This is a genomic window from Candidatus Pelagibacter sp. (assembly GCF_052049815.1).
In the GTDB taxonomy this organism is placed as follows: Bacteria; Pseudomonadota; Alphaproteobacteria; order Pelagibacterales; family Pelagibacteraceae; genus Pelagibacter.
This window is the reverse complement of the sequence record NZ_JBNGZG010000014.1, coordinates 26,944-53,017: the sequence shown is the minus strand read 5'-3', so window position 1 is coordinate 53,017 and position 26,074 is coordinate 26,944. Positions and strand designations below refer to the sequence as shown.

At 32.3% G+C, this 26,074-nt stretch carries 23 protein-coding genes; all 23 read right to left on the bottom strand.

Annotation, left to right across the window (positions count from 1 at the left end):
- Positions 1-74: 74 nt before the first annotated feature.
- The 23 genes from lpdA to ffh are packed head-to-tail and all read right to left on the bottom strand — an operon-like array spanning position 75 to position 26,070.
- The gene (gene lpdA, locus ACTT9D_RS04125; protein ID WP_440930341.1) at positions 75-1,475 is read right to left on the bottom strand and encodes a dihydrolipoyl dehydrogenase; all 1,401 of its coding nucleotides are present in this window, start codon (positions 1,473-1,475) and stop codon (positions 75-77) included.
- Positions 1,476-2,762 (bottom strand): 2-oxoglutarate dehydrogenase complex dihydrolipoyllysine-residue succinyltransferase, encoded by a 1,287-nt coding sequence (gene odhB, locus ACTT9D_RS04120; RefSeq protein ID WP_440930340.1) that lies wholly within the window; start codon positions 2,760-2,762, stop codon positions 1,476-1,478.
- A 6-nt stretch (positions 2,763-2,768) separates the two neighbouring features.
- Positions 2,769-5,660, bottom strand: a complete 2,892-nt coding sequence (locus ACTT9D_RS04115) for a 2-oxoglutarate dehydrogenase E1 component (protein WP_440930554.1) — start codon at positions 5,658-5,660, stop codon at positions 2,769-2,771.
- 34 nt (positions 5,661-5,694) lie between these two features.
- Positions 5,695-6,570 (bottom strand): succinate--CoA ligase subunit alpha, encoded by an 876-nt coding sequence (gene sucD, locus ACTT9D_RS04110; protein WP_440930338.1) that lies wholly within the window; start codon positions 6,568-6,570, stop codon positions 5,695-5,697.
- Positions 6,570-7,730: an ADP-forming succinate--CoA ligase subunit beta gene (gene sucC / locus ACTT9D_RS04105; protein ID WP_440930337.1), complete on the bottom strand. Its 1,161-nt coding sequence runs from the start codon at positions 7,728-7,730 to the stop codon at positions 6,570-6,572. Before sucC ends, sucD begins: the two co-directional genes overlap by 1 nt.
- Entirely contained in the window at positions 7,730-8,692 is a 963-nt protein-coding gene (gene mdh, locus ACTT9D_RS04100) for a malate dehydrogenase (protein WP_440930336.1), read from the bottom strand. The genes sucC and mdh overlap by 1 nt, the downstream gene beginning before the upstream one ends.
- Before the next feature lie 15 nt (positions 8,693-8,707).
- Positions 8,708-10,201 carry a CoA-acylating methylmalonate-semialdehyde dehydrogenase gene (locus ACTT9D_RS04095; protein WP_440930335.1) on the bottom strand — a complete coding sequence of 498 codons (1,494 nt, stop codon included), beginning with the start codon at positions 10,199-10,201 and terminating at the stop codon, positions 8,708-8,710.
- A gap of 42 nt (positions 10,202-10,243) precedes the next feature.
- Positions 10,244-11,023 (bottom strand): succinate dehydrogenase iron-sulfur subunit, encoded by a 780-nt coding sequence (locus ACTT9D_RS04090; RefSeq protein WP_014952620.1) that lies wholly within the window; start codon positions 11,021-11,023, stop codon positions 10,244-10,246.
- On the bottom strand, positions 11,023-12,798 hold the full coding sequence (sdhA, locus tag ACTT9D_RS04085) for a succinate dehydrogenase flavoprotein subunit (protein WP_440930553.1): 1,776 nt from the start codon (positions 12,796-12,798) through the stop codon (positions 11,023-11,025). The genes ACTT9D_RS04090 and sdhA overlap by 1 nt, the downstream gene beginning before the upstream one ends.
- Complete coding sequence (sdhD, locus tag ACTT9D_RS04080) at positions 12,795-13,118, bottom strand: succinate dehydrogenase, hydrophobic membrane anchor protein (protein WP_440930333.1); 324 nt, start codon at positions 13,116-13,118, stop codon at positions 12,795-12,797. The genes sdhA and sdhD overlap by 4 nt, the downstream gene beginning before the upstream one ends.
- Positions 13,118-13,501, bottom strand: a complete 384-nt coding sequence (gene sdhC / locus ACTT9D_RS04075) for a succinate dehydrogenase, cytochrome b556 subunit (RefSeq protein WP_440930332.1) — start codon at positions 13,499-13,501, stop codon at positions 13,118-13,120. The genes sdhD and sdhC overlap by 1 nt, the downstream gene beginning before the upstream one ends.
- A complete protein-coding gene (locus tag ACTT9D_RS04070) occupies positions 13,491-14,498 on the bottom strand; it encodes an aspartate-semialdehyde dehydrogenase (RefSeq protein WP_440930552.1) in 1,008 nt (335 codons plus the stop codon). Before ACTT9D_RS04070 ends, sdhC begins: the two co-directional genes overlap by 11 nt.
- Positions 14,499-14,515: 17 nt before the next feature.
- Positions 14,516-15,622, bottom strand: coding sequence for a dimethylsulfoniopropionate demethylase (locus ACTT9D_RS04065; RefSeq protein ID WP_440930551.1), 1,107 nt, complete (start codon positions 15,620-15,622; stop codon positions 14,516-14,518).
- Entirely contained in the window at positions 15,622-16,395 is a 774-nt protein-coding gene (locus ACTT9D_RS04060) for an alpha/beta fold hydrolase (RefSeq protein WP_440930550.1), read from the bottom strand. The genes ACTT9D_RS04065 and ACTT9D_RS04060 overlap by 1 nt, the downstream gene beginning before the upstream one ends.
- Positions 16,396-16,403: 8 nt before the next feature.
- Complete coding sequence (locus ACTT9D_RS04055) at positions 16,404-18,020, bottom strand: long-chain-fatty-acid--CoA ligase (RefSeq protein WP_440930549.1); 1,617 nt, start codon at positions 18,018-18,020, stop codon at positions 16,404-16,406.
- Position 18,021: 1 nt separating this feature from the next.
- A complete protein-coding gene (locus tag ACTT9D_RS04050) occupies positions 18,022-19,785 on the bottom strand; it encodes an acyl-CoA dehydrogenase C-terminal domain-containing protein (protein ID WP_440930327.1) in 1,764 nt (587 codons plus the stop codon).
- A 26-nt stretch (positions 19,786-19,811) separates the two neighbouring features.
- Positions 19,812-20,918, bottom strand: a complete 1,107-nt coding sequence (gene leuB / locus ACTT9D_RS04045; RefSeq protein WP_014952611.1) for a 3-isopropylmalate dehydrogenase — start codon at positions 20,916-20,918, stop codon at positions 19,812-19,814.
- On the bottom strand, positions 20,911-21,516 hold the full coding sequence (leuD, locus tag ACTT9D_RS04040; protein ID WP_440930326.1) for a 3-isopropylmalate dehydratase small subunit: 606 nt from the start codon (positions 21,514-21,516) through the stop codon (positions 20,911-20,913). Before leuD ends, leuB begins: the two co-directional genes overlap by 8 nt.
- Positions 21,516-22,919, bottom strand: a complete 1,404-nt coding sequence (gene leuC, locus ACTT9D_RS04035; protein ID WP_440930325.1) for a 3-isopropylmalate dehydratase large subunit — start codon at positions 22,917-22,919, stop codon at positions 21,516-21,518. Before leuC ends, leuD begins: the two co-directional genes overlap by 1 nt.
- A gap of 10 nt (positions 22,920-22,929) precedes the next feature.
- Positions 22,930-23,484 carry a 50S ribosomal protein L19 gene (gene rplS / locus ACTT9D_RS04030; RefSeq protein WP_440930324.1) on the bottom strand — a complete coding sequence of 185 codons (555 nt, stop codon included), beginning with the start codon at positions 23,482-23,484 and terminating at the stop codon, positions 22,930-22,932.
- Between the two features lie 15 nt (positions 23,485-23,499).
- On the bottom strand, positions 23,500-24,189 hold the full coding sequence (trmD, locus tag ACTT9D_RS04025) for a tRNA (guanosine(37)-N1)-methyltransferase TrmD (protein ID WP_440930323.1): 690 nt from the start codon (positions 24,187-24,189) through the stop codon (positions 23,500-23,502).
- A 14-nt stretch (positions 24,190-24,203) separates the two neighbouring features.
- The gene (gene rpsP / locus ACTT9D_RS04020; protein ID WP_440930548.1) at positions 24,204-24,698 is read right to left on the bottom strand and encodes a 30S ribosomal protein S16; all 495 of its coding nucleotides are present in this window, start codon (positions 24,696-24,698) and stop codon (positions 24,204-24,206) included.
- 10 nt (positions 24,699-24,708) lie between these two features.
- Positions 24,709-26,070, bottom strand: a complete 1,362-nt coding sequence (ffh, locus tag ACTT9D_RS04015) for a signal recognition particle protein (RefSeq protein WP_440930547.1) — start codon at positions 26,068-26,070, stop codon at positions 24,709-24,711.
- Between the last annotated feature and the right edge of the window lie 4 nt (positions 26,071-26,074).

Below are 26,074 nucleotides of genomic sequence, written 5' to 3'. Positions count from 1 at the left end.
CCACTATTCATAGCAATTCAAAAAAATATCCTAATAATAGCTAAATTAAAAGTTAATGATTTATATATTTTTAATTAAGAGTGTATTGCTCTTTTGTCTACAGACAACGCAGCTTCTTTCACAGCTTCTGAAAAAGTTGGATGTGCATGACAAGTTCTGGCTATATCTTCAGAGCTAGCACCAAATTCCATTGCTATACCTATTTCTGCAATTAACTCACCAGCGTGTGGTCCAATTATATGAGCACCCAAAACTCTATCTGATTTTTCATCAGCTAAAATTTTTACAAAACCTTCTGCATCGTCAATGGCTTTTGCTCTAGAGTTCGCCATAAATGAAAACTTACCTATTTTATAACCAATATTATTTTCTTTTAATTGCTCTTCTGTTTTTCCAATAGAAGCGACTTCTGGTGTCGTATAAACTACTCCTGGAATTGTATCATAGTTAACATGGCCGGATTGACCTGCAATAATCTCTGCAACAGCTATACCTTCGTCTTCAGCTTTGTGAGCTAACATTGGTCCTTGTATTACGTCACCTATAGCATAAATATTGTTCATATTTGTTCGAAAGTTTTTATCAGTTTTTACTCTGTTTCTTTCATCAAGTTCTACACCTGTAACATCTAAGTTTAATCCATTAGTGTTTGCTTTTCTGCCCACAGAAATTAGAACAACATCACAATCAAAATCTTTTTTATTACCATCTTTATCTGTAGTAGAAACAACAGCGCCGCTATTATTTTTATTAATTTTTTCTACTTTATGTTGCATATGAAAAGTAATTCCTTGTTTCTTTAATATTTTCATAAATTCTTTTGAAATTTCATTATCCATCCCGGGCGTAATGTGATCTAAAAATTCTACAACATGAACTTCTGATCCAAGTCTTGACCAGACTGATCCCATCTCTAAACCAATATAACCACCACCGACTACAACCATTTTTTTTGGAACTTTATTTAATTTTAATGCACCTGTAGATGAAACAATTATACCCTCATCAAATTCTATTCCTGGAAGCGATACAGGCACAGAACCTGTAGCTATGACAGTTTTTTCAGCCTCAATTAAAGTTTCATCTCCTTTTTCGTCTTTAATTAAAATTTCATTTTGTGACTTAAAACTTCCATGACCTTTAAAGTAAGAAACTTTATTTTTTTTTAATAAGAACTCTACGCCTTTTGTAAGAACAGTTACTGCTTTATCCTTACTCTTCATCATTTTCTCTAAATTCAATTTAACTTCACCAACTTCTATACCTTTGTTTGATAAAGATTTAACTTTATGAAATTCTTCAGATAAATTTAATAAACTCTTTGAAGGAATGCATCCAACGTTAAGACATGTTCCGCCTAAAGATCCTCTAGATTCTATACATGCAGTTTTTAAACCTAATTGAGCCAATCTAATTGCACAAACATATCCACCAGGACCACCACCTATAACAACTGCTTGAAATTTTTCTGCCATTTAAATATCTAAAAATAACCTTCTTGGATCTTCTAAGTTCTCTTTTACCATTTTTAAAAAAGAGACTGATTCTTTTCCATCAATAATTCTGTGATCATAAGATAATGCTAGATACATAATTGGTCTTATTTTAATTTCTCCATCAACAACTACAGGTCTTTCTACAATATTGTGCATTCCTAGAACTCCAGATTGAGGCAAATTTAATATTGGTGTTGATAACATTGATCCATATACACCTCCATTACTGATTGTAAATGTACCGCCTTGTAAATCCTCAATCGTTAATTTTCCATCTCTAGCTTTTTCAGAAATTACTTTAATATTTTTCTCGATATCTGCAAAAGATAGTTCGTCTGCATTTCTTAAAACTGGCACTACAAGTCCTTTGTCTGTTCCAACAGCAAAACTAATATTGTAATAGTTCTTGTAAATGATTTCTTCTCCATCAATTTCTGCATTTACTGCTGGGAATGTTTTTAAAGCTGCAACACAAGCTTTTACAAAAAATGACATAAATCCTAATTTAATTCCATATCTGCTTTGAAAATCTTCTTGATTCTCTTTTCTCATTTCCATTATGCCTGTCATATCAACTTCATTAAATGTAGTTAACAATGCTGCATTTTCTTGAGCCTGCTTTAATCTCTTCGCTATAGTTAATCTTAGTCTGCTCATTTTGATTCTTTCTTCTTCACCAAATTGAGCTTTTCTTTCAGAAGGTGGCGGGTTTGCACCCATCAAGCTAATAAGGTCTCCTTTTAAAACTCTTCCATCTTTTCCAGAGCCTCTAACTCTACTTAGATCAATATTTTTTTCTTCAACCATTTTTCTCACTGCTGGAGATAAAACTTGGTTAGAATTATTTAAATTTGTTGGAGATTTTGGTTCTTTAACTTCTTTTGTTAATCTTAAAGGAGCATCTTCTTCTTTTTGTTTTTCTACCTTAACTTCTTTTTTCTTTGGTGTTTCTAAATTTACAACATTATTTTCTTTTTTAACTTCTGGTTCTTTTTTTACTTGGGGTTGTTTTGGAGATGGAGCAGATCCATTTTGACTAATAGACCCTAATAGAGCCCCAACCTCAACTGTTGATCCATCTTTTGAAACTATTTCACTTAAAACACCATCTATTGGTGAAGGCACTTCTAAATTTACTTTATCAGTTTCTAATTCTACGATAGGTTCGTCTGCTTCAACATGATCACCCTCTTTTTTTAACCATTTAGCAACAGTGGCTTCAGTAATACTTTCGCCTAAAACAGGAACGACAATTTTTTCACTCATTTAATTTTATTCAAATACTTTTTTAATAATTTCTTGTTGTTGTGCAATATGCCTTTTTGCATATCCAGTTGCAGGAGATGCATCTGGGCTTCTTCCAATATAAGAAATTTGGTTATTATTAGCCTTAATGTTGTCTAATGTCCATTGAATATAATCTCTAACTGAAAACCATGCACCCATATTTTTTGGTTCCTCTTGACACCAGTAAAATTTAGCAGAATTTGCATATGGCTTTAATTCATTTACCAATGTTTTTGCTGGGAAAGGATATAATTGTTCAATTCTGTAAATTACAACATCGTTTACTTTTAATTTTTCTCTCGCCTCTAAAAGATCAAAATAAACTTTTCCTGAACACATTATAACTTTACGCATTTTTGAAGCTTCTTTTAGTTTTATGAATCCAGTAGTTTCAGGATCTATTGCATGATCCCATAAAACTCTGTGAAAGGAATTTTTTCTAGTAAAGTCTACTAAATTCGATACACAATATTTATTTCTTAATAAAGATTTTGGCGTCATTATTATGAGCGGTTTTCTGAAATCTCTATTTATTTGTCTTCTTAATGCATGAAAATAATTTGCTGGTGTTGTGCAATTTAAAACTTGCATATTATCATTTGAACAAAGTTGTAAGTACCTTTCTAATCTTGCAGAAGAATGTTCGGGTCCTTGACCTTCATAACCGTGAGGTAATAACATTACAATACCTGATGCTCGAGACCATTTTCTCTCTCCTGACGCAATAAATTGATCAACGATTACTTGTGCTCCATTTGCAAAATCTCCAAATTGAGCCTCCCATAAAGTTAATGTATTTGGTTCTACTAATGAGTATCCATATTCAAAGCCCAAAACTGCCAATTCAGATAAAAAACTATCTACAACTTCATATTGTTTCTGATCTTTTGAAATATTATTTAGAGGTATATATCTTGAATTATCAACTTGATTTCTAAGTACAGAATGTCTTTGACTAAATGTTCCTCTTCCAGAATCTTGACCAACTAATCTGACTGGAAAACCTTCTTGCAGTAGAGAGCCAAATGCAAGGGACTCTGCGGTTGCCCAATCAATACCTATCCCTTCATCAATTGATTTTTTTCTTAGTTCAAAAATTTTTGAAATAGTTTTATGAGGATTTACTTCACTTGGTATGTCATTAATTCTATCTGAGATAGCTTTTAATTGTTCGATATGTACACCACTTATTCCACGTTTGTCTTTTCCTGGCGCAGGTTTGTATCTAGACCAGGTACCTTCAAACCAAGTTATTTTTGGATTGTAGTCTTTTGCACTTTTAAACTGATCGTCTAATAAATTTTTAAATGTATCAATTTTTTCTTTTAATTCTTGTTCTGAATACATTCCTTCACTAATTAACTGATCTCCATAAACTCTGTCACTTGATGGATGAGATCTAATTTTTTTATACATTAAAGGCTGTGTAAAAGATGGTTCATCTCCTTCGTTATGACCAAATCTTCTATAACACCAAAGATCAATAACAACATCTCGATTAAATTTTAATCTAAACTCTGTTGCAATTCGTGTTGCATAAACTACTGCCTCAGGATTATCTCCATTAACATGCAGTATTGGTGCCTCCACCATTTTGGCCACATCAGATGAATATGGTGATGAACGTGCAAACCTTGGGCTTGTAGTAAATCCAATTTGATTATTTACTATAATGTGTATTGTGCCCCCAGTGTTATGACCTGGAAGTCCTGACATCGCAAAGCACTCTGCCACAATTCCTTGACCAGCAAAAGCTGCATCCCCATGAAGTAATATTGGAATTACTTTATTTCTTTTTTTATCACCATGAAAAAATTGTTTTGCTCTAGTTTGTCCTAAAACAACTGGATTTACTGCCTCTAAGTGTGAAGGATTATCAGTCAAACTTACGTGAACTGAATTACCATCAAACTCTCTATCAGATGATGCACCTAAATGATATTTAACATCACCTGCTGACTCTTTAGATGATAAAATATCACCGGCAAATTCATTAAAAATTCTTTTATAAGATTTTTGAAGCACATTTGCCAAAACATTAAGTCTACCTCTATGAGGCATTCCAATTTTAACTTCTTTTACTCCTGATTGACCACCAATTTTAATTATTTGTTCTAGAGCTGGAATTAAACTTTCTGCTCCATCTAATCCAAATCTTTTTGTTCCAACATATTTTTTTGCTAAAAATTTTTCAAACCCTTCGGCTTGGATTAATTTATTTAGAATTGCTTCTTTACCATTTTTTGTAAAGCTTATTGGGTTTTTTTCACCCTCAATTCTTTTTCTTAACCAGATACGTTCCTCTGGATTGGAAATATGCATGTACTCATACCCTATCGGTCCACAATAAGTTTTATTAACAAATTGAAGTATTTCAGAAATATTTGAATTTTTTTTATTTGTAACACCATTTAAAAAGATGTTTCTTTTATAATCACTCTTTTTAAATCCATAAAATTCTGGATGTAATTCTTCCAAATATTCTGTTTGCTTTAATCCTAAGGGATCAAGTTTTGCTAATAAATGACCTCTTAATCTATAAGCTCTAATTAATTCAACAGCTTTAATTGAATCAATATTACTTTGTGTTTGATTTTCCGATGTAGAAGTTTTTTCTTCAGTTTGCTCATTTTTTTTTATTTGGGTATCTTGAAAATCAATTTGAATTTCTTTTCGAATAGGTGACCAAGTAGGTCCTTTAAGTTCATTTGCAACAATATTGAGTTCTTCACCTAAATCATCAAAATAGTTTTTCCAACTATCAGGTAGCTCAGGGTCATTATTTATGAATCTTAAATACATCTGCTCAATGAAAGCACTATTAGTTTTTGTTAAAAAGGATGTTTTTTCAAATTCAAGATTTTTTGTAAGTGACATTTTTTAAATTAGTATAATCCTGTTAAACTAATTTTCAATTAGACAATTTATTAAACAGTGTTTCTCCAATTTTAGATGGGGAGTTAGACATTGTAATTCCACATTCTTCCATCTTTTTAATTTTATCTTCAGCGCCACCTTTGCCACCAGAAATAATTGCACCTGCATGTCCCATTCTTCTACCAGGAGGAGCTGTTATTCCAGCTATAAATCCAACTATAGGTTTCTTAATTTTATGGTTTTTGATGAATTCTGCAGCTTCCTCTTCTGCTGTCCCACCAATCTCACCAATCATTAAAATCGATTGCGTCTCTGGGTCATTTAAAAATAAATCCAAACAGTCTATAAAGTTTGTTCCATTAATTGGGTCACCACCAATACCAATACATGTTGACTGACCTAATCCATTAACTGTCGTTTGTGCAACTGCTTCATAAGTTAAAGTACCTGATCTTGATACAATACCAACAGATCCTTTTTTATGAATATTACCTGGCATTATTCCAATTTTACATTCATCAGGGGTAATAATTCCTGGGCAGTTAGGACCTATCAGTCTACTTTTTGATTTATCTAAAATTTGTCTTACCTTTAGCATATCTTGAATTGGTATACCTTCCGTAATACAAACTATTAATTCAACTTCAGCTTCTATTGCCTCAATAATCGCTGCAGCAGCAAATTTTGCTGGAACATATATCATCGTAGCATCAGCACCTACAGAGCTTTTTGCTTCTGCAACAGAATTAAATACTGGTCTATCTAAATGTTTTTGTCCCCCTTTTTTGGGAGTAACTCCACCAACTAAATTAGTTCCATATTTAATTGCTTGCTCAGAGTGGAAAGTGCCATGTGAGCCTGTAAAACCTTGACAAATTACTTTTGTATTTTTGTTTACTAAAACTGACATTACCTAATTGCCTCTACAATTTTTTTTGCAGCATCATCAAGATCGTTTGCAGAAATAATTTTTAAGCCAGAGCTATCAAGTATTTCTTTACCTTCTTTGAAATTGGTTCCTGCTAATCTTACAACTAATGGAACAGAGATGTTTATTTCTTTTGCTGCATCTACGACTCCTTGAGCAAGAACATCACATCTCATTATTCCACCAAAAATATTTATCAAAATACCTTTAACATTTTTATCAGATAAGATTATTTTAAATGCTGCTGCCACTTTTTCTTTTGAAGCTCCACCACCCACATCTAAAAAATTTGCAGGTTCCTTACCATATAATTTAATTATATCCATTGTAGCCATCGCTAAGCCTGCGCCATTAACCATACATCCAATACTTCCATCTAATTTTATATAAGCTAGTTCGTGTTTACTTGCCTCTATTTCAGTAGGATCTTCTTCATTTAAATCTCTTAGTTCTAAAATCTCAGGATGTCTAAATAAAGCATTATCGTCAAAATTTACCTTTGCATCTAAACAAATAATTTTATTGTCTTTTGTTAAGATGAGAGGATTTATTTCAACCATGTTTGCATCTGTGTTAACAAACATTTTGTAGATAGCTTTTATTAAACTTATTCCTTGATTTTGTGCACTATCTTTTAAATTAAAGATTTTTATAATTTCTTCACAATCTTTATCTGAAATATCATCGTTAAAATCGACTTTTGTTGTAATTATTTTTTCAGGAGTTTTGCTTGCTACTTCTTCAATATCCATTCCACCTTGATCACTTGAAATAAAAGCAATTTTGGAACTTGCTCTATCTACTAAGCATGAAAGATAAAATTCTTTATCTATTTCAGAAGATTCTTCTATATATAATCTTTTTACTTCTCTTCCTTCTGGACCAGTTTGATGTGTAACCAATGTTTTTCCAAATAATTCATTGGCAGCTTTTTCAAGCTCTTGTAGGTTATCTAATATTTTAACACCGCCTGCTTTACCTCTACCACCAGCATGAATTTGTGCTTTTAATACGTATTTTTTTGTTTCAAGATTTTTTGCTTTCTCTACAGCTTCATTAACACTTAAACCAAAAACACCTTTTGGAACTGGTGCTCCATATTTTTCCAAGATTTGTTTTGCTTGATGCTCGTGAATATTCATTATTTCGCTAGATCACCATCAATTGCTGAAGCAGCTTCCCATAATTTTTTCACAGCATCTACAGAATGCATAAATTCTTTTTTTTCTTTTTCGTCTAAATCAATTTCTTCTATTTTTTCTACCCCATTTTTTCCAATAATAACTGGTACACCTGCATAAACATTACTCACTCCGTATTCACCATTCAGATGTACTGCGCACGGCAAAAGTTTCTTTTGATCGTTCAAATAGGCTTCGGCCATCTGAACTCCAGATGCAGCAGGAGCATAAAAAGCAGATCCTTTTTCTAAAAATTTCACTATTTCAGCGCCACCATCTCTAGTTCTTTGATTAATACTTTCAACTCTCTCTTCAGAAATTTTTCCTTCTTTGACTAAATCCAATAATGGTTTTCCTGAAATTTTTGTAAATCTAGGAAGAGGCACCATTGTGTCTCCATGGCCACCCATTACCATTGCTTCTATCTCTCTTACTGGAACATTAAATTCTAATGAAAGAAATAATTTAAATCTTGAGCTATCTAAAATTCCAGCCATACCAACTACTTTATTTGCTGGAAGACCTGAAAATTTTTGAAATGCCATTACCATCACGTCTAATGGATTTGTAATACAAATAACAAATGCATTTGGAGCATTATTCTTAACTCCCTCAGCTACTTGTTTTATTATTTTTAAATTAATTCCTAATAAATCATCTCTGCTCATTCCTGGTTTTCTTGGAACACCAGCAGTTATAATTACTACATCAGAGTCTTTAATATCTTTATAGTCATCTGTTCCTGACAATTTCACATTGAAACCGTCTACAGCTGATGATTGTGCAATGTCTAGAGCTTTGCCTTTGGCTATACCACTTGCAACATCAAATAAAACAACTTCATCAACTAATTCTTTTATTCCAATTAAGTGTGCTAGAGTTCCACCAATTTGTCCTGCTCCTATTAAAGATATTTTTTTCATTATTTCTACTTCCTTTTATTTCATTGTTGGCATTATAAATTCTGCATTTGACCTAATTCCTGATGGCCATCTTGATGTGACTGTCTTTAATTTTGTATAAAATTTTACACCTTCCATTCCATGCATCGCACTATCACCGAATAAAGATCTTTTCCATCCACCAAAACTATGAAATGCCATTGGTACAGGAATTGGAACATTGATACCAACCATTCCTACTTGAATCTTACTTGCAAATGTTCTTCCTGCATCTCCATCTCTTGTGTAAATACTAACGCCATTTCCATATTCATGATCATTTATCAATTGAGTTGCTTCCTCAAAAGTTTTAACTCTCACCACTGATAATACTGGACCAAATATTTCCTCTTTATAAATTCTCATATTTTTATCAACGTGATCAAATAAACAACCACCTATAAAGAACCCATTTTCATAGCCTTGAAGTTTTAAATCTCTACCATCTACAACAAGTTTTGCACCTTCTTCAACTCCAAGATCAACATAACTTTTTACTTTTGCTAAATGTTCTTTTGTAACTAAAGGTCCCATTTCAGATGTTTTATCCATTCCAGGACCAACTTTTAAAGCTTCTGCTTTTTTTGAAAGTCTTGATACAAGTTCATCTCCAATATCTCCAACTGCTACAGCAACAGATTGGGCCATACATCTTTCACCAGCTGAACCATATGCAGCTCCCATTAATCCATTAACAGCTCCATCAAGATCACAATCTGGCATCACTACTAAATGATTTTTTGCACCTCCAAGTGCTTGAACTCTTTTTTCATTTTTAGCAGAATTTTCATAGATATATTTTGCAATTGGCGTAGATCCAACAAAACTCACAGCCTTAATATCTGGGTTAGTTAAAATTGCATCTACAGACTCTTTATCACCATGTACAACATTTAAAACTCCATCAGGCAATCCAGCTTCTTTAAATAATTCTGCTAACCTTATTGAACAAGATGGATCTTTTTCTGATGGTTTTAATATAAAGGTATTTCCACATGCTATAGCTATTGGAAACATCCACATTGGGACCATTGCTGGAAAATTAAAGGGAGTGATACCAGCAACTACGCCAAGAGGTTGGCGCATTGAGTAACTGTCTACATTAGTTCCAACATTTTCTGAAAATTCACCCTTGAGTAAATGAGGTATTCCACATGCAAATTCAACTACCTCTAATCCTCTTGTTAGAGATCCCTTTGCATCCTCATAAACTTTTCCATGTTCAGCAACAATTAGTTCAGCAAGTTCATCTGAATTTTTTTCAATTAATTCTTTAAATTTAAAAATTATTCTTGCTCTTTGAAGTGCTGGTTTTAATGACCAAGATTCAAATGCTTTTTGAGCAATATTAACTGCATCATCTAGATCTGCTTTTGATGCTAATACTACTTCTTTTTCTTGTTCACCAGTTGCAGGATTAAAAACTTTCCCTTTTCTATCTGATTTACCAGAGGTCAGCTTACCGCCAACGAAATGTTCAATAATTTTCATGAATACGATCTTTTAGAGCAAAAAACTTTATTAGTCTATTACTTATATGTTAGCCGTAGCTAGCATTTTCTTAATTTCAGCAATAGCCTTAGCTGGATTTAAACCTTTTGGACAAGCGTTGGTACAGTTTAATATTGTGTGGCATCTATATAATTTTAATTCATCTGCAACTTTTTTAAGTCTTTTCTCTCTTTCTTCATCTCTACTATCAACTATCCACCTGTATGCCTGAAGTAATACTGCGGGTCCTAAGTATTTATCTCCATTCCACCAATAACTAGGGCATGAGGTAGAACAACATGCACACATAATACATTCATAAGCACCATCGAGTTTTTCTCTATCTTTTTGAGATTGAAAAATTTCTTTTGTCTCAGATTTTGAATTAGATTGTAACCACGGTTCTATAGACTGATATTGTTTATAAAGATCATCTAAATCACCAATTAAGTCTCTCTTAACTTTAAGGTGTGGCAAAGGATAAATATCAATATCACCATCAATTTCTGCATGAGGTGTTGTGCATGCTAAACCATTTTTTCCACCCATATTCATTGCACAAGAACCACAAACGCCATGAGCACATGATCTTCTGTAAGCCAATGTTGGATCAATTTCATTTTTAATCTTATTTAAAACATCTAAAACCTTTGAAGGACAGTTATCCATATCGACCTCATAAGTGTCTACTCTAGGATTCTCTCCAGTTGAGGGATCCCATCTATAAACATTTACTTTCCTTAGATTTTTAGAACCGGTTTTATCTTTAAAATATTTACCTTTTTTTACCTTTGAGTTTTCTGGTAAATTAATCTGGACCATTAATATACTCTTTCATGTGGTGGAAAATATTGTACTTCATTTGTTAAAGTTGTTTTATGAACTGGTCTATATGTAATTTTTGTATCTTTACCATCACACCAAATCAGTGTGTGCTGCATAAATTTTTCGTCATCTCTTTTAGGGTAATCTTCTCTTGCATGAGCACCTCTGCTCTCTTTTCTATTATAGGCTGAGTCAACTGTTGTGACCGCTTGTCTAATTAAATTATCAAACTCAAGTGTTTCAACTGAATCTGTATTAAATACTAATGATTTATCTTTTACTGAGATGGATCCCAAGCCATCATAAGTTTTTCTTATTTCATCAACACCCTCTTTTAAATTCTTTTCAGTTCTAAATACTGCACATTTAGACTGCATTGTTTTTTGCATTGCCAATCTTAGTTCTGCAGTACCTGTATCTCCATCTGCATTTCTTAATTTATCAAATCTATCCAAACACTTTTGTGTTTCTGACTCTGGAATTTCTTCATGAGGTGCGCCTGGCTTAACTATTTCAGCTGCTCTCTTTGCTGCTGCTCTTCCAAAAACAACCAAATCAATTAAAGAGTTTGACCCTAATCTGTTAGCACCGTGAACTGAAACACATGCCGCTTCACCAATTGCCATCAAACCTGGAACTGTTTTCTCTGAGCCATTAACAGTTAGTACTTCGCCCTTATAGTTTGTTGGTATTCCACCCATATTATAATGAACTGTTGGTACCACTGGGATTGGTTCCTTAGTTACATCAACATCTGCAAATAGTCTTGCAGCATCAGTAATTCCTGGCAGTCTACTTTCTATAATATCTTTATCTAAATGACTTAAATTTAAGTGAACATGATCTTGATCTTTACCAACACCTCTTCCCTCGTTAATTTCGATAGACATCGATCTACTTACAACATCTCTTGAAGCAAGATCTTTTGCTTTAGGAGCATATCGCTCCATAAATCTTTCACCTTTAGAATTTGTAAGGTAACCTCCTTCACCTCTTGCACCTTCTGTTATTAACGTTCCATGCCCATAAATACCTGTTGGATGAAATTGTACAAACTCCATATCTTGAAGTGGTAGACCTGCTCTTAACACCATTGCATTTCCATCTCCTGTACATGTGTGAGCTGATGTTGCAGAATAATAAACTTTTCCATATCCACCTGTTGCAATAATTACTGTATGAGCTCTAAATCTATGAATAGTTCCGTCATTTAAGTTCCATGCAATAAGTCCTTTGCATTGTCCATCTTTCATCAATAGGTCTAATGCAAAATATTCAATAAAAAATTCAGTTTTATGTTTAAGTGCTTGTCCATATAGTGTGTGCAAAATTGCGTGTCCTGTTCTATCAGCAGCCGCACATGTTCTTTGAACAATTCCATTACCATAATTTTTTGTCATTCCACCAAATGGTCTTTGATAGATTTTGCCGTCCTCTGTTCTACTAAATGGCACTCCATACTTTTCTAACTCAATCACAGCTTTTGGAGCCTCCTTACATAAGTATTCAATACTATCTTGATCACCTAACCAATCAGCGCCTTTTACAGTATCATACATATGCCATCTCCAGTCATCTTCACCCATATTTCCTAGTGCAGCAGAAATACCCCCTTGCGCTGCTGAAGTATGACTTCTTGTTGGAAACACTTTTGAAATACATGCAGTTTTAAGGCCTGCCTCGCTTAGGCCTACTGCAGCTCTTAGGCCTGAACCTCCAGCTCCTAAAACAACTACATCATATTGATGATCTTTAATTTCGTATGAACTCATATGTTATTTATTAATATAATTGTAATTAAAGGAATTACCACAGCTGACAAATATAAAAGCTTGTTTGCGACATTTTTTATTTTTTCATCTCCAATATAGTCTTCAAAAACCTCACTAATACTTATAGCTGAGAAGAAAAAAGCTATAATTATGAAAATACTAAAAATAAAACCTGAAATTCCTTTTGAAAAAAAATTAACTAATTCAAAATAACCTTGATTATAAATTGCTACAAAATTTAAAATAAACCAAATCATTAATGGAACTAAAAGTGCTCCACTGATTTTTAAAAATAACCATCTTTTTGTAGCACTAATCATTAAAAAAAATTCTTTCCAATTAAATAAAATAAAATTGTTAAAATTACTGAACCAACAATCACCACAAGACCTGTGATTTTCGTAGTTTTAAGCTCAAAACCATAACCTAAATCCATAACAAGATGTCTTATCTCACTTAATATTTGAAAACTGAATGACCAAGTAATTCCTAAGATAATAAATTTTCCAAAAAAAGAATTAAAAAATATTTCAATAATTTTGAAACTTTCTTCACCTAACATTAAAACACATGCTAAAAAACAAATTAATGTTATTGCTATGATATTTATGATGCCAGTTATTCTATGTGAAATAGAAACCAATGAAGATATATGCCATCTATAAATTTGAATATGGGGAGATAGAGGTCTTTTATTTTCCATAAAAATTATTTTTAATTAATGTCTCAGCAATTTCCACTGCATTTAAGGCCGCTCCTCTTAATAAATTGTCTGACACAACCCACATATTTAAGCAATTCTTTTTTGTTTTATCTTCACGAATTCTAGAAATAAAAGTTTCGTCTTTTCCTGCTGCTTCAAGAGGTGTTGAATATCCTCCATCTTTTCTTTCATCTATAACTTTGCAACCTTCCATATTTTCTAAACATTCTTTAATTTGATCAATAGTAAAATCTTTTTCCAATTCTAAATTTACTGCTTCAGAATGTGAAACTAATACTGGCACTCTCACACATGTTGCAGATAATTCAATATTAGGACTGTCTATTTTTTTAGTTTCATTAGTCATCTTTAGTTCTTCTTTTGTGTAGCCATCATCAGAAAATACATCAATATGAGGAATAAGATTAAATGAAATTTGTTTTGTGAAATTTTTAGAATTAATTTCTTTATTTTCTAAAGATAGTTTTGTTTGTTCAATTAATTCATCCATCGGTCCTTTGCCACCGCCAGATACAGATTGGTAAGTTGCAACAACTATTCTTTTTATCTTAAATAAGTCATGAATTGGTTTTAAAGGTAAAACCAATTGTGCTGTAGAGCAATTTGGATTAGCTATAATATTTTTTTTTATATTTTTTAAATCATCTGCATTTACTTGGGGCACTATTAAAGGAACGTCTGGATCCATTCTAAAATAGCTTGAGTTATCAATTACAAAACTATGTTCAGCAGCTTTTGGTGCATAAGTTTCTGAGATTTTACCACCGGCAGCAAAAAAAGTTATTTTAGCTTTTGAGAAATCAAAAGTTTCTAAATTTTCAACAACTATATCTTTACCTTTGAAGTTAATTTTTGAACCAGCACTTCTAGGAGAAGCAACTAAATAGATTTCTGAAAAAGGTAAGTTTTTTCTCTCAAGCACCTCAAGTACTTTTCTTCCAACATTACCCGTAGCTCCTACAATTGCAATATTCATAATAATTGAGGTTTATACTAGATGAATGGCAAATCACAAACTTTTCCAGAAACTTTTTTACCATCAATATTAAGGTAAACAGTTTGTGATGCCTTGCAAAAGGGTTCGCTAATCATAGCTATACCTATTACTTTTTTGAAATAAGGTGAAAAACATGCAGACCTTAAATCTCCAATTTTTTTTTCTTTCTCATAAATATCAAGTGATTTAGTTATTGAAAGTTTTTCTAAATCTAAGATTACACCCATTAATTTTCTTTCAATTCCTTTTGATTTAATATCCTTTAATTTTTCTTTTCCTAAGAACTCAATATTGTTATCTAGATTTACGTACTTTTCAAAACCACACTCATAAGGGTAGTCATTGTTATCAAAGTCATTTCCATAGGATAATAATCCACTTTCAATTCTTTCAATTAAATTTGGACAACCAGCTTTTACATTTAAATCTTTTCCCTGCTCAAATAGTTTGTCATACAGTTGAACTCCAGAAGAAGTGTTTTCTACATATATTTCAAAACCACCTTGTTTTGACCAGCCTGATCTTGCTATTAAATGTTTCGTTCCTTGAAAATCATAAAAATCAAATCCAAAAAATTTTAAATCTAAAATTTTCTTCCCAAAAATCTTTTCCATTAAAGCAAAAGATTTTGGACCTTGTACTGCAATAATATCTACATTGGGTTCAAAAATGTTGACATCAAATTTATGTCCATGAGCAAGACCTTTTGCAAAAAATATTACATCGGAGTCTGCTATTGATATCCAAAACCTATTTTCATCAAGTTTTAGTATTACGGGATCATTAACCATTTTCCCATTTTCATCGATTATAGGACAATAATAACAACGACCAATTTTAGATTTAGACAAATCTCTACAAGTCATTAGCTGAACTAGTTTTGCTGCATCTTTTCCAACTATTTCAACTTGTCTTTCAGCTGCAACATCCCAAACTTGAACATCTTTTTTTAAATGATCACATGATTCTTCCAATGAACCAAAAGCTGCAGGTAATAGCATATGATTATAAACTGTATAAGCTGTAACTCCTTGTTTTTCTATTCTAGAAGTATAAGGAGTGCTTCTAAGTCTTCTTGATTTTGCAATTAGGTAATTTTTCATTAATTTAAAAATTCTAGGATCTTGTCTCTCATTTCAAAGGCTTTTTCAATCATAATCATATGACCACAATTTTTCTCCACATGTGTAGAGCTATTTTTAATATGGTCAGCAAACTTATGTCCATTTTCTAGATTTACCATTTTATCTAATTTACCAAAAATCAACAAAGTTGGGTTTTGAATTTTTTTTGCAGCATTCAATCCATTTGAATAATTATTGCAGGCATTTAAATCTACAGCCAATATTTCACTTATATCTCTTGGAGATTGAATTATTCTTTCTACTGGGTTTCCACCAATAAATTTTTTTGAGCCTTCATATCCCCATTTCATCATTAACTTAACAGCATCAGAGTCTCCACTTTCTGCAAGATTGATTAAGTCAGGATGAACAGGCATTTTGTAAGAACCACCAACAAAAATAATTTTATTTAATCTCTCAGAATATTTTGAAGCATATTCTAAAATATCTAGGCATCCTTGAGAGTGTCCAATAAGATTAATTTTTTCTAATTTCAATGTTGAAAAAAAAGTTTCTAACCATTCAGCAATTTCTTCTATTGTTTTTAAGCATGGCCCTTCAGAATTTCCGTGACCAGGAAGATCAATTGATAAAACATTAAAATTTTTATTTGAAAAAAATTGTTCAGATAATGACCAGACTATATGTGATAAGCCACTTCCATGTAAAAAAACAATTGTTTCTTTGCTAGGATCTATTCCTTGACCTGCATCTGATACATGTATTTTTTTATTTTCTATTTCAAAAATCAAGAATTAACCTAAAATTTTTTTCTCAGTTCAAATTTCTGAATTTTTCCAGTCGATGTTTTTGGCAATTCACAAAATTCTATGTATTTAGGAATTTTAAATCCAGCTAATGTTTCTCTACAAAAATCCATTAATTCTTTATCAGTTACATCTTTATCTTTAACTTTTTCTATAAAGGCAGCTGGAACTTCGCCCCACTTTTCATCAGGCTTTGCAACAACTGCTGCAATTGATACTGCCGGATGCTTAGATAAAGTATTTTCAATTTCAATTGATGATATGTTTTCACCTCCTGAAATTATTATATCCTTAGATCTGTCTTGAATTTTTATATATCCATCAGGATGAGCTACAGCCAAATCTCCAGAGTGAAACCAGCCTCCATTCATTGCTTTATCAGTGGCTGCTTTATCTTTGAAATATCCCTTCATCACAACATTTCCTCTAATCATAATTTCACCCATAGTTTTTCCATCTTGTGGCACTGGTTCCATATTTTCTGGATTCATCACTTTAATATCTTCTGTATTTGGGTATCTAACACCTTGTCTTGCTTTAATTTCATTTTTTTTATCTTCGTCTAGTGAATTCCACTCATCATTCCAGGCACATTGTGAAACATGACCATATGTTTCTGTAAGACCATAAACATGCATCACCTCAAAACCCAATGCCTCCATTTTCTTAAATATTATACTTGGAGGTGGAGCTCCAGATGTAAGTACATAAACTTTGTGTTCTAATTTTTTTCGATCTTTTTCTGATGCACCTGTTATCATGTTTAACACTATTGGTGCTCCTCCAAAATGAGTAACCTTATGTTTTATAATCAATTCAAAGATTTTTTTTACATCTATGTTTCTCAGACAAACTGTTTTTCCATTTAGCATTGGAATCGTCCACGGATATCCCCAACCATTACAATGAAACATTGGAACTATTGTTAAAAAACTTAGTCTGTTTGGCATATTCCAAGCAACAGCACTTCCTGTTGACATTAAATATGATCCTCTATGATGATATACTACACCTTTTGGATTTCCGGTCGTACCTGAAGTGTAATTTAAAGAAATAGCTTGCCATTCATCTTTTGGTCTTTTCCAAATGTAATTGTCATCCCCTGTATTTAAAAAATCCTCATATTCATGTTCCCCAATTTTCTTTAATAAACTTTGATCTGCAAAATCATCTTGGATATCAATTATTATCGGCTTATTTTTTAATTGTTCCATTACTTTTGAAATTACAGAATGAAATTGCCTATCTACAATAAATACTTTTGCTTCACTGTGCTCAAGTATATATTGTACAGTCTTAGCATCTAATCTAACGTTTATTGTATTTAATATTGCACCCGTCATTGGAACAGAGTAATGAGCTTCAAAAATTTCAGGGGTATTCATAGCCATTACGGAAACGGTATCTCCTAATCCAATACCTATTTTTTCTAGAGCACTCGCAAATTTAGTGCACCTTCTATAAAGATCACTCCAAGTATAACTTCTGTTTTCGTAAACCAAGGCTTCATAATTTGGGTAAATATCTTTTGCTCTTTCTAAAAAAGTCAGAGGAGTTAAGGGAACAAAATTTGCATCATTTTTATTTAAATTTTGTTCGTAATTGTTCATATTAATTAAAGTTGAATTTCATTATATAATCACTTCCAGTCTTGACGCTTTTAAAGTGACTTTCGGCTCTTGGTAAAACTCTATTAAAATAAAACTGAGCTGTTTGAATTTTTTCTTCATGAAATTTCTTATTTTCATCGTAGTCTCTAAAAGAAACCTCAAGAACTTTAATCCAAGCGAATGCAACTGAAACATAACCTAAAGCTTTTAAATAATCATTACAAGCTGCACTAGCATCATCTTTTTGATTTTTTATTTTATCTTTTATCCAAGAAGTAAATTCTTTAAGATCAGTCAGAGAATTTTTTAAATCTTCAACAAAAGGTTTAATTTTTGTATCTGATGATGAACATTCTTCCTCAATCATTTTAAGGTAGTCATCAATAATATCTCCATTTTTATTTACTAATTTTCTAAAAACTAAATCAGCTGCCTGAACAGAATTTGTTCCTTCGTAAATTGGAGTAATCCTATTGTCTCTGTAAAGTTGCTCGATACCCTGGTCTTTTGTATAGCCATATCCACCAAATATCTGCATTGCATCATTTGTTATTTCCATTCCTAAATCGGTAAATAAAGATTTTACAACTGGTGTCATAAGTGAAACATAATTTAAGGCTTTTTGTTTAATACTCTTATCTTCGTGATACAAACTTACTTCTGTTTGTTGGGATAACCAAAAACATAAAGCTCTCTCTCCCTCGATTATCGATTTCATATTCAATAAAGATCTCCTGATATCAGCATGTTCAATAATGAAGTCTGCACCATTTGTTGATTTTGTATTATTTGTTTTTCCTTGTTTTCTTTCTTTCGCATATGCTAACGAATTTTGATAAGCAATCTCAGATATACCTAATCCTTGGATACCAACTACAATTCTTTCTAAATTCATCATAGTAAACATTGCATTTAAACCTTTGTCCTTCTGTCCAATCATATAGCCTTCGGCTTCATCAAAATTTAATACACATGTAGCAGAGCCTTTAATCCCCATTTTACTTTCAATAGATCCTGTTGAAATTCCATTTCTTTGACCAACCGAACCATCTTCTTTAACAATAAATTTTGGTACTAAAAATAAACTTATTCCTTTTGTTCCTGCTGGTGAATCACTAACTCTTGCTAAAACTAAATGAATTATATTTTCAGTTAAGTCATGATCTCCTGATGTAATAAAAATTTTTTGTCCACTTATTTTATAAGTGCCATTATCTTGTTCTACAGCTTTTGTTTTTAAAAGACCAAGATCAGTTCCACAAACTGGTTCTGTCAAACACATAGTCCCACTCCATTTACCCTCAACAATTTTTGGTAAATATTTATTTTTCATTTCATCAGACGCATGATGATTTATACAATTGTAAGCTCCAATACTTAATTCACTATAAAGTTTAAATGATAAACTTGCTGAAGATAACATTTCATCAAAAAAGGCGCTCACCGTTTTTGGCATTCCTTGGCCTCCATATTTTGGATCACAAGAAAGCGACGTCCAACCATCTTCTATATATTTTTGATAAGCTTCTTTATATCCAGGAGGTGTTCTAACTACTCCATTTTCTAATACAGTTGGATTTTCATCGCCTGCTTTTGCAAGTGGTAAAATTATATTTTGGTTGATTTTTGCTGCCTCTTCCAAAATATCTCTAACTAAATCTGAACTAACTTCTTTATATTTTTCAAGTTCATTATAATTTTTATTGTTTCTTAATTTTTCATAAAGAAACATCATATCTTCAACTGGTGCTGTATAACTTGGCATATAGAAAGTTTAAGTGAAATAAGTAATTAATTCAATTTCGAAATTATCGCGTCACCCATTTGAGAAGTAGAAACTTCCTTAGTTCCTTCAGATAAAATATCTTTAGTTCTCAATCCGTCATTTAGTACTTCTTGAACTGCATTTTCTAGGGAATCTGCTTCTTTATCTAGGTCTAGTGAATATCTTAATGCCATTGCAAAACTTAGTATTGTTGCAATTGGGTTTGCTATTCCTTTTCCAGCAATATCAGGCGCTGAACCATGAATTGGTTCGTACATAGCTCTCATTTCTCCATCTTTATTTTTTGCACCTAATGATGCTGATGGTAATAATCCTAAAGAACCTGTTAACATTGATGCTTGATCTGAAAGCATATCACCAAATAAATTATCAGTGACAATTACATCAAATTGTTTTGGGTATCTAAGTAATTGCATCGCACAATTATCTGCAAGCATATGACTAAGCTCAACATCTTTATATTCATTATCATGTAAAGTTTGAACTTCTTCTTTCCAAAGTTGTCCTGCTTCCATCACATTTGATTTTTCGCAAGATGTAACTTTATTTGATCTCTTCCTTGCTAGATCGAAGGCAATTCTTGCAACTCTTGTGATTTCGCTACTTGTGTAAGTGTGAGTATTAATTCCTTTTCTCTCTCCATTTTCTATTGGTTTAATTCCTCTTGGTTCTCCAAAGTAAATCCCACCTGTAAGTTCTCTTACAATCATGATATCTAAGCCTGAAACTATTTCTGGTTTTAAAGTTGATGCATCAACTAATTGTTTGAAACATATTGCTGGTCTTAAGTTTGCAAATAGCTTCAATTCTTTTCTTAATTTTAATAATGCTCTTTCGGGTTTTTTTGAAAACTCTACATTATCCCATTTTGGTCCACCCACAGCTCCTAACATAACTACAGCACTTTCTTGAGCTTTATAAAAAACTTCATCAGTCAAGGGAGTACCATGTTTATCATAAGAACAACCTCCTGCTAAATCTTCATCTATTTCAAAATCAAGTGACTTTTTTGAATTAAACCAATTTATAATTTTTTTTACTTCTCCAGTAACTTCAGGGCCAATTCCATCTCCAGCAAGCAGAAGAATTTTTCTTTTTTTAACTTTAATCATTAAAGATCCAAGGTTTTTGATTTTTTAAATTTTTTTCAAAAGATTCTATTTTTTCAGATTTTTTTAAAGATAGAGCAATATCATCCAAACCTTCTAATAGACATTTCTTTTTAAACGGGTCAATTTCGAATTTGATCTCACTGTTACCATAAATTATTTTTTCCTCTTCAAGATTAATCGAAATTTCTTCTTTTCTATTTGAATACTCTGATAATTCTTTAATTTTTTCTTCCTCTACAATTATTGGAAGAATTCCGTTTTTAAAACAATTGTTATAAAAGATATCAGCAAAGCTTGAACTAATTACACAAGTAATTCCAAAATCTAATAATGCCCATGGAGCGTGCTCTCTAGAAGAACCACATCCAAAGTTTTTACCAGCTATTAATATTTTTGAATTATCATGAGGATCTTTATTTAAGATAAAATCATTTATCTTTTCTCCATTTTCATCATATCTCATTTCAAAAAATAAGTTTTTACCAAGTCCTGTCCTTTTAATTGTCTTTAGGAACTGTTTTGGAATAATCATATCTGTATCAATATTTACAATTGGTAAATATGCAGGAATGCTTTTTAATTTATTAAATTTTTGCATTAGTTTTCAAACTTTCTAACATCTTCAAGATTTCCTGAAATCGCAGCAGCAGCTGCCATGCCTGGACTAACTAAATGTGTTCTTCCTCCTCTGCCTTGTCTGCCTTCAAAATTTCTATTTGAAGTAGACGCACATCTTTCTTCAGGTTTTAATTTATCTGCATTCATAGCTAAACACATTGAACAACCAGGTTCTCTCCATTCAAATCCTGAGTTTATAAAAATTTTATCCAATCCCTCTTGTTCTGCTTGCTCTTTTACCAATCCAGATCCCGGAACCACCATTGCATGAACATGACTTGCTTTTTTCTTATCTTTTAAAATTTTTGCTGCTTCTCTTAAATCCTCAATCCTTCCATTCGTACAACTTCCAATAAAAACTTTATCTATTTTAATATCTATTGCAGACATATCTGGTTTTAATCCCATGTACTTTAAAGCTCTTTCAATCGAGTTTTTCTTATCTTCATCTTTTTCGTTGCTTGGGTTTGGAATTTTTCCGTCTATTGTAATGACGTCTTGTGGTGAAGTTCCCCATGTGATCATTGGTTTAATTTCATTTGCATCAAGATTGATTTCTTTATCAAAAGATGCTCCATCATCAGATTTCAATTTTTCCCAGTTCTCAACTGCTTTATTCCAATTCTCTCCAGTTGGTGACATTGGTTTTCCATTTAAATAATCAAATATTTTTTGGTCTGGTGCAATTAAGCCAGCTCTGGCACCACCTTCGATAGTCATATTGCAAATCGTCATTCTTTGCTCAACACTCAAAGAACTTATTAAATTACCCGCATACTCAACTACACAGCCTGTCCCACCTGCTGTACCTATTTTTCCAATAATTTGTAAAATTACATCTTTAGAAGTTACTCCTAAAGGTAATTTTCCATTTACATTAATTCTAAAATTTTTTGCTTTTTTTTGAACTAAGGTTTGTGTTGCTAAAACATGCTCTACTTCTGAAGTTCCGATACCAAAAGCTAATGCACCAAATGCACCGTGTGTTGCTGTATGACTATCTCCACAAACAATTACAGTGCCTGGTTGAGTAAAACCTTGTTCAGGACCTATTATATGAACAATACCTTGTCTCTTATCATCCATACCAAATAGTTGTACTCCAAATTCTTTACAATTTTTTTCTAATGTCTCGACTTGAATTTTTGAATCTTCGTCTGCTATTCCTTTTGTCCTATCAGTTGTAGGAACATTGTGATCTGCAACAGCTAATGTTAAAGCTGGATGTCTTACTTTTCTATTTGAATTTCTTAAGCCTTCAAAAGCTTGTGGGCTTGTAACTTCATGAACTAAATGTCTATCAACAAATAATAAAGCAGTTCCATCATCTTGAATATCAACTAGATGATCTTTCCAAATCTTATCGTAAAGTGTTAAGGCCATTTAGAAAAAATTATTTTTTTTCTTCTGTGCTTTCTGTTTTTGCTTCAGGTGCTGGGCTTGCTTCTTTTGCTTCTGACTTAGCTGGAGTTTCTGCCTTTACAGTTTCAGTTGCTTCTTTTATAGGAGCTTCTGGCTCTACTGCTGGAGTAGCAACATTTTCTTCAGTAACTGTTTCTGGTTTTGTATCAACATCTATACCTATATTTTTTCTTATCTTTTCCGCAATTCTTGCTGATTTACCAGTTCTGTCTCTTAGATAATATAGTTTTGCTCTTCTTACTTTACCTGATCTAATTACTTTTATTGAATCAATTACTGGACCATATAATGGAAATGTTCTTTCTACTCCTTCACCAAAAGATATTTTTCTTACAGTGAATGAAGAATTAATGTCTCTACTTTTTTTTGCAATACAAACACCTTCGAAATACTGAATTCTTTCTTTTTTACCTTCAGTTATTCTCACACCTACTTTTACAACATCACCTGGGTAAAAAGCTGGGATTTTCTTTTCTGAAAGAATTTGTTTAACTTTGCTTTGATTTATTTCTTCAATCGTTTTCATTTTCTAATACTCGGTCTAATTTTTCTTGTTATATTTTTTCCACAAATCTGGTCTTCGGACGCGTGTTATAGCCTCAGATTGAGATAAACGCCAGTCTTTAATTTTAGCGTGATCTCCAGATAATAAGACATCTGGTACTAATTTTTCCTCCCAAATTGGTGGTTTTGTATACTGCGGATACTCGAGAAGCCCATTTTCAAAACTCTCATCATTAGTAGATTGATCATTTCCAAGAACGCCAGGCAATAATCTTAAAATACTATCTAAAACTACATACGCTGCTGTCTCGCCACCAGATAAAACAAAATCTCCAAGACTTATTTCTTCAATTTTTCTTGTTGAAAGTATCCTCTCATCTACACCTTCAAAATGTCCACATATTAAAGAAATTGATTGTTCCTTTGAAAGATCTTTAGCAAAGTTTTGATCAAATAATTTACCTTTAGGTGAAAGATAAAATATTCTTTCATTTTTAACAACGTTTTCATCTATTGATTTTGCAAGAACATCTGGCTTCATCAACATTCCAGATCCTCCTCCATAAGGAGTATCATCAACAGTTTTATGTTTGTCAGTAGCATAATCTCTAATGTTCACAACTTTAAGATCCCAAAGTTTTTTCGACATTGCTTTTCCATAAAGTCCTTTTGATAAAGGGCCTGGAAAAAACTCTGGGTAAAGAGTAAATATTTGAGCTCTCAACATAAAATACTAACTGTTTATTTTTTTTCCTCTGCTGGAGCTGCGTCTGCTTTAGGAGCTTCTTCTTTTGGAGCTTCTGCTGCTTGATCTGCGTCTGCTTTAGGAGCTTCTTCTTTTGGAGCTTCTGCTGCTGGAGCTGCGTCTGCTTTAGGAGCTTCTGCTGCTGGAGCTGCGTCTGCTTTAGGAGCTTCTGATGACTCACCTTCTTTTTTTCTTTCTTTCTTTGGAACAGCTTTTTGAGGATTATTTCCATTTGCAGGCATAGGCATTAACTCATTTTCACCTAAAATTCTTGCAACTCTAGTAGTTGGTTGAGCACCTTGTCCAAGCCAATACTTAATTCTTTCGGCCTCTAAACCAATTCTTTCTTTTTTTTCTTTTGGAAGAAGAGGATTAAAAAATCCTACTTTTTCAATAAATCTTCCATCTCTTGCGAAACGACTGTCTGCAACAACAACTTTGTAGACAGGTCTTTTTTTAGTTCCGCCTCTAGATAATCTAAGTTTTAACATTTATTCTCCTTTATTGTTTTAATTGATTAAATAGTTCTGGTGGAATACCTTTATCAGACATTCCTTTCAGATTTCCTTTAGACATCTTTTTCATCATTTCAGACATCATTTTAAATTGCTTAAGCAATTTATTGATAGTGGCAGGATCAGTTCCAGAACCATTAGCAATTCTTTTTTTTCGAGAACCATTGATAATTTTTGGATTCTCTCTTTCTTTTTTTGTCATAGACAAAATTATAGCTTCATTTTTAGTTATAATACTTTCATCTACACCAGCAGCATCCATTTGTGATTTCATTTTAGATACTCCAGGCATAAAAGACATTATTCCTTCAATACCTCCCATTTTTTTCATTTGTCTTAATTGTGATAAATAATCTTCCATTGAGAATTGGCCTTTTTTTAAATTTTCTTCAGCCTTTTTGATATTTTCTTCACCTAAATCTTGAGCAGCTTTCTCTACAAGAGAAACAATATCTCCCATGCCTAAAATTCTATTTGCTATACGATCAGGATGAAATGCTTCAAAATTATCTATCTTTTCTCCAATACCTAAAAACTTTATTGGAACCTGAGAAACGAATTTCATACTAACAGCAGCACCACCTCTTGCATCACCATCAGCTCTAGTCAATATTATTCCAGAAAGATTTACTGTATTCTTAAATTCTTTTGCCACTGAGGCTGCAACTTGACCAGTTAGTGAATCTGCAACTAAAATAGTTTCAGTTGGATTTATAATACTTTCAATTTGTTTTATCTCACTCATCATTTGAAGATCTATTTGAGTTCTTCCAGCAGTATCAAATAAAATAACTTCTGCCCCATTAAGGCTTGCTGCACTAATAGCTCTTCTGCAAATATCAGCTGGTTGTTGACCCTCAATTATTGGTAAAGTTAATATATTGTTTTGTTCTCCAAGAGTTTTCAATTGTTCTTGAGCAGCTGGTCTGTAGATATCTAAACTGACCATCATTACTTTTTTCTTCTTATTTAACTCAATAAATTTTGCTAATTTTGCTGTAGTCGTTGTTTTACCTGATCCTTGTAGACCAACTAACATCATAGGCACTGGTGGAACCGCGCTTAAATTTAAATCTTGGTTACTGTCTCCAAGAAAGCTTACCAATTCGTCATAAACAATCTTAACAACCATATCTCCAGGAGATGTAGATCTTATAATTTCTTGACCTAGTGCTTTAGGTTTGACGGTTTCTACAAATTGTTTTGCAACTTCTAAAGAAACATCAGCCTCTAATAAGGCTTGCCTAATACTTCTTAATCCTTCATCTACTTGTTTCTCATCAAGTGAAGGAGCTTTTTTAAGTGAAGAAAAAATTTCTTCAAATTTATTTGTTAAGTTTTCAAACATATTT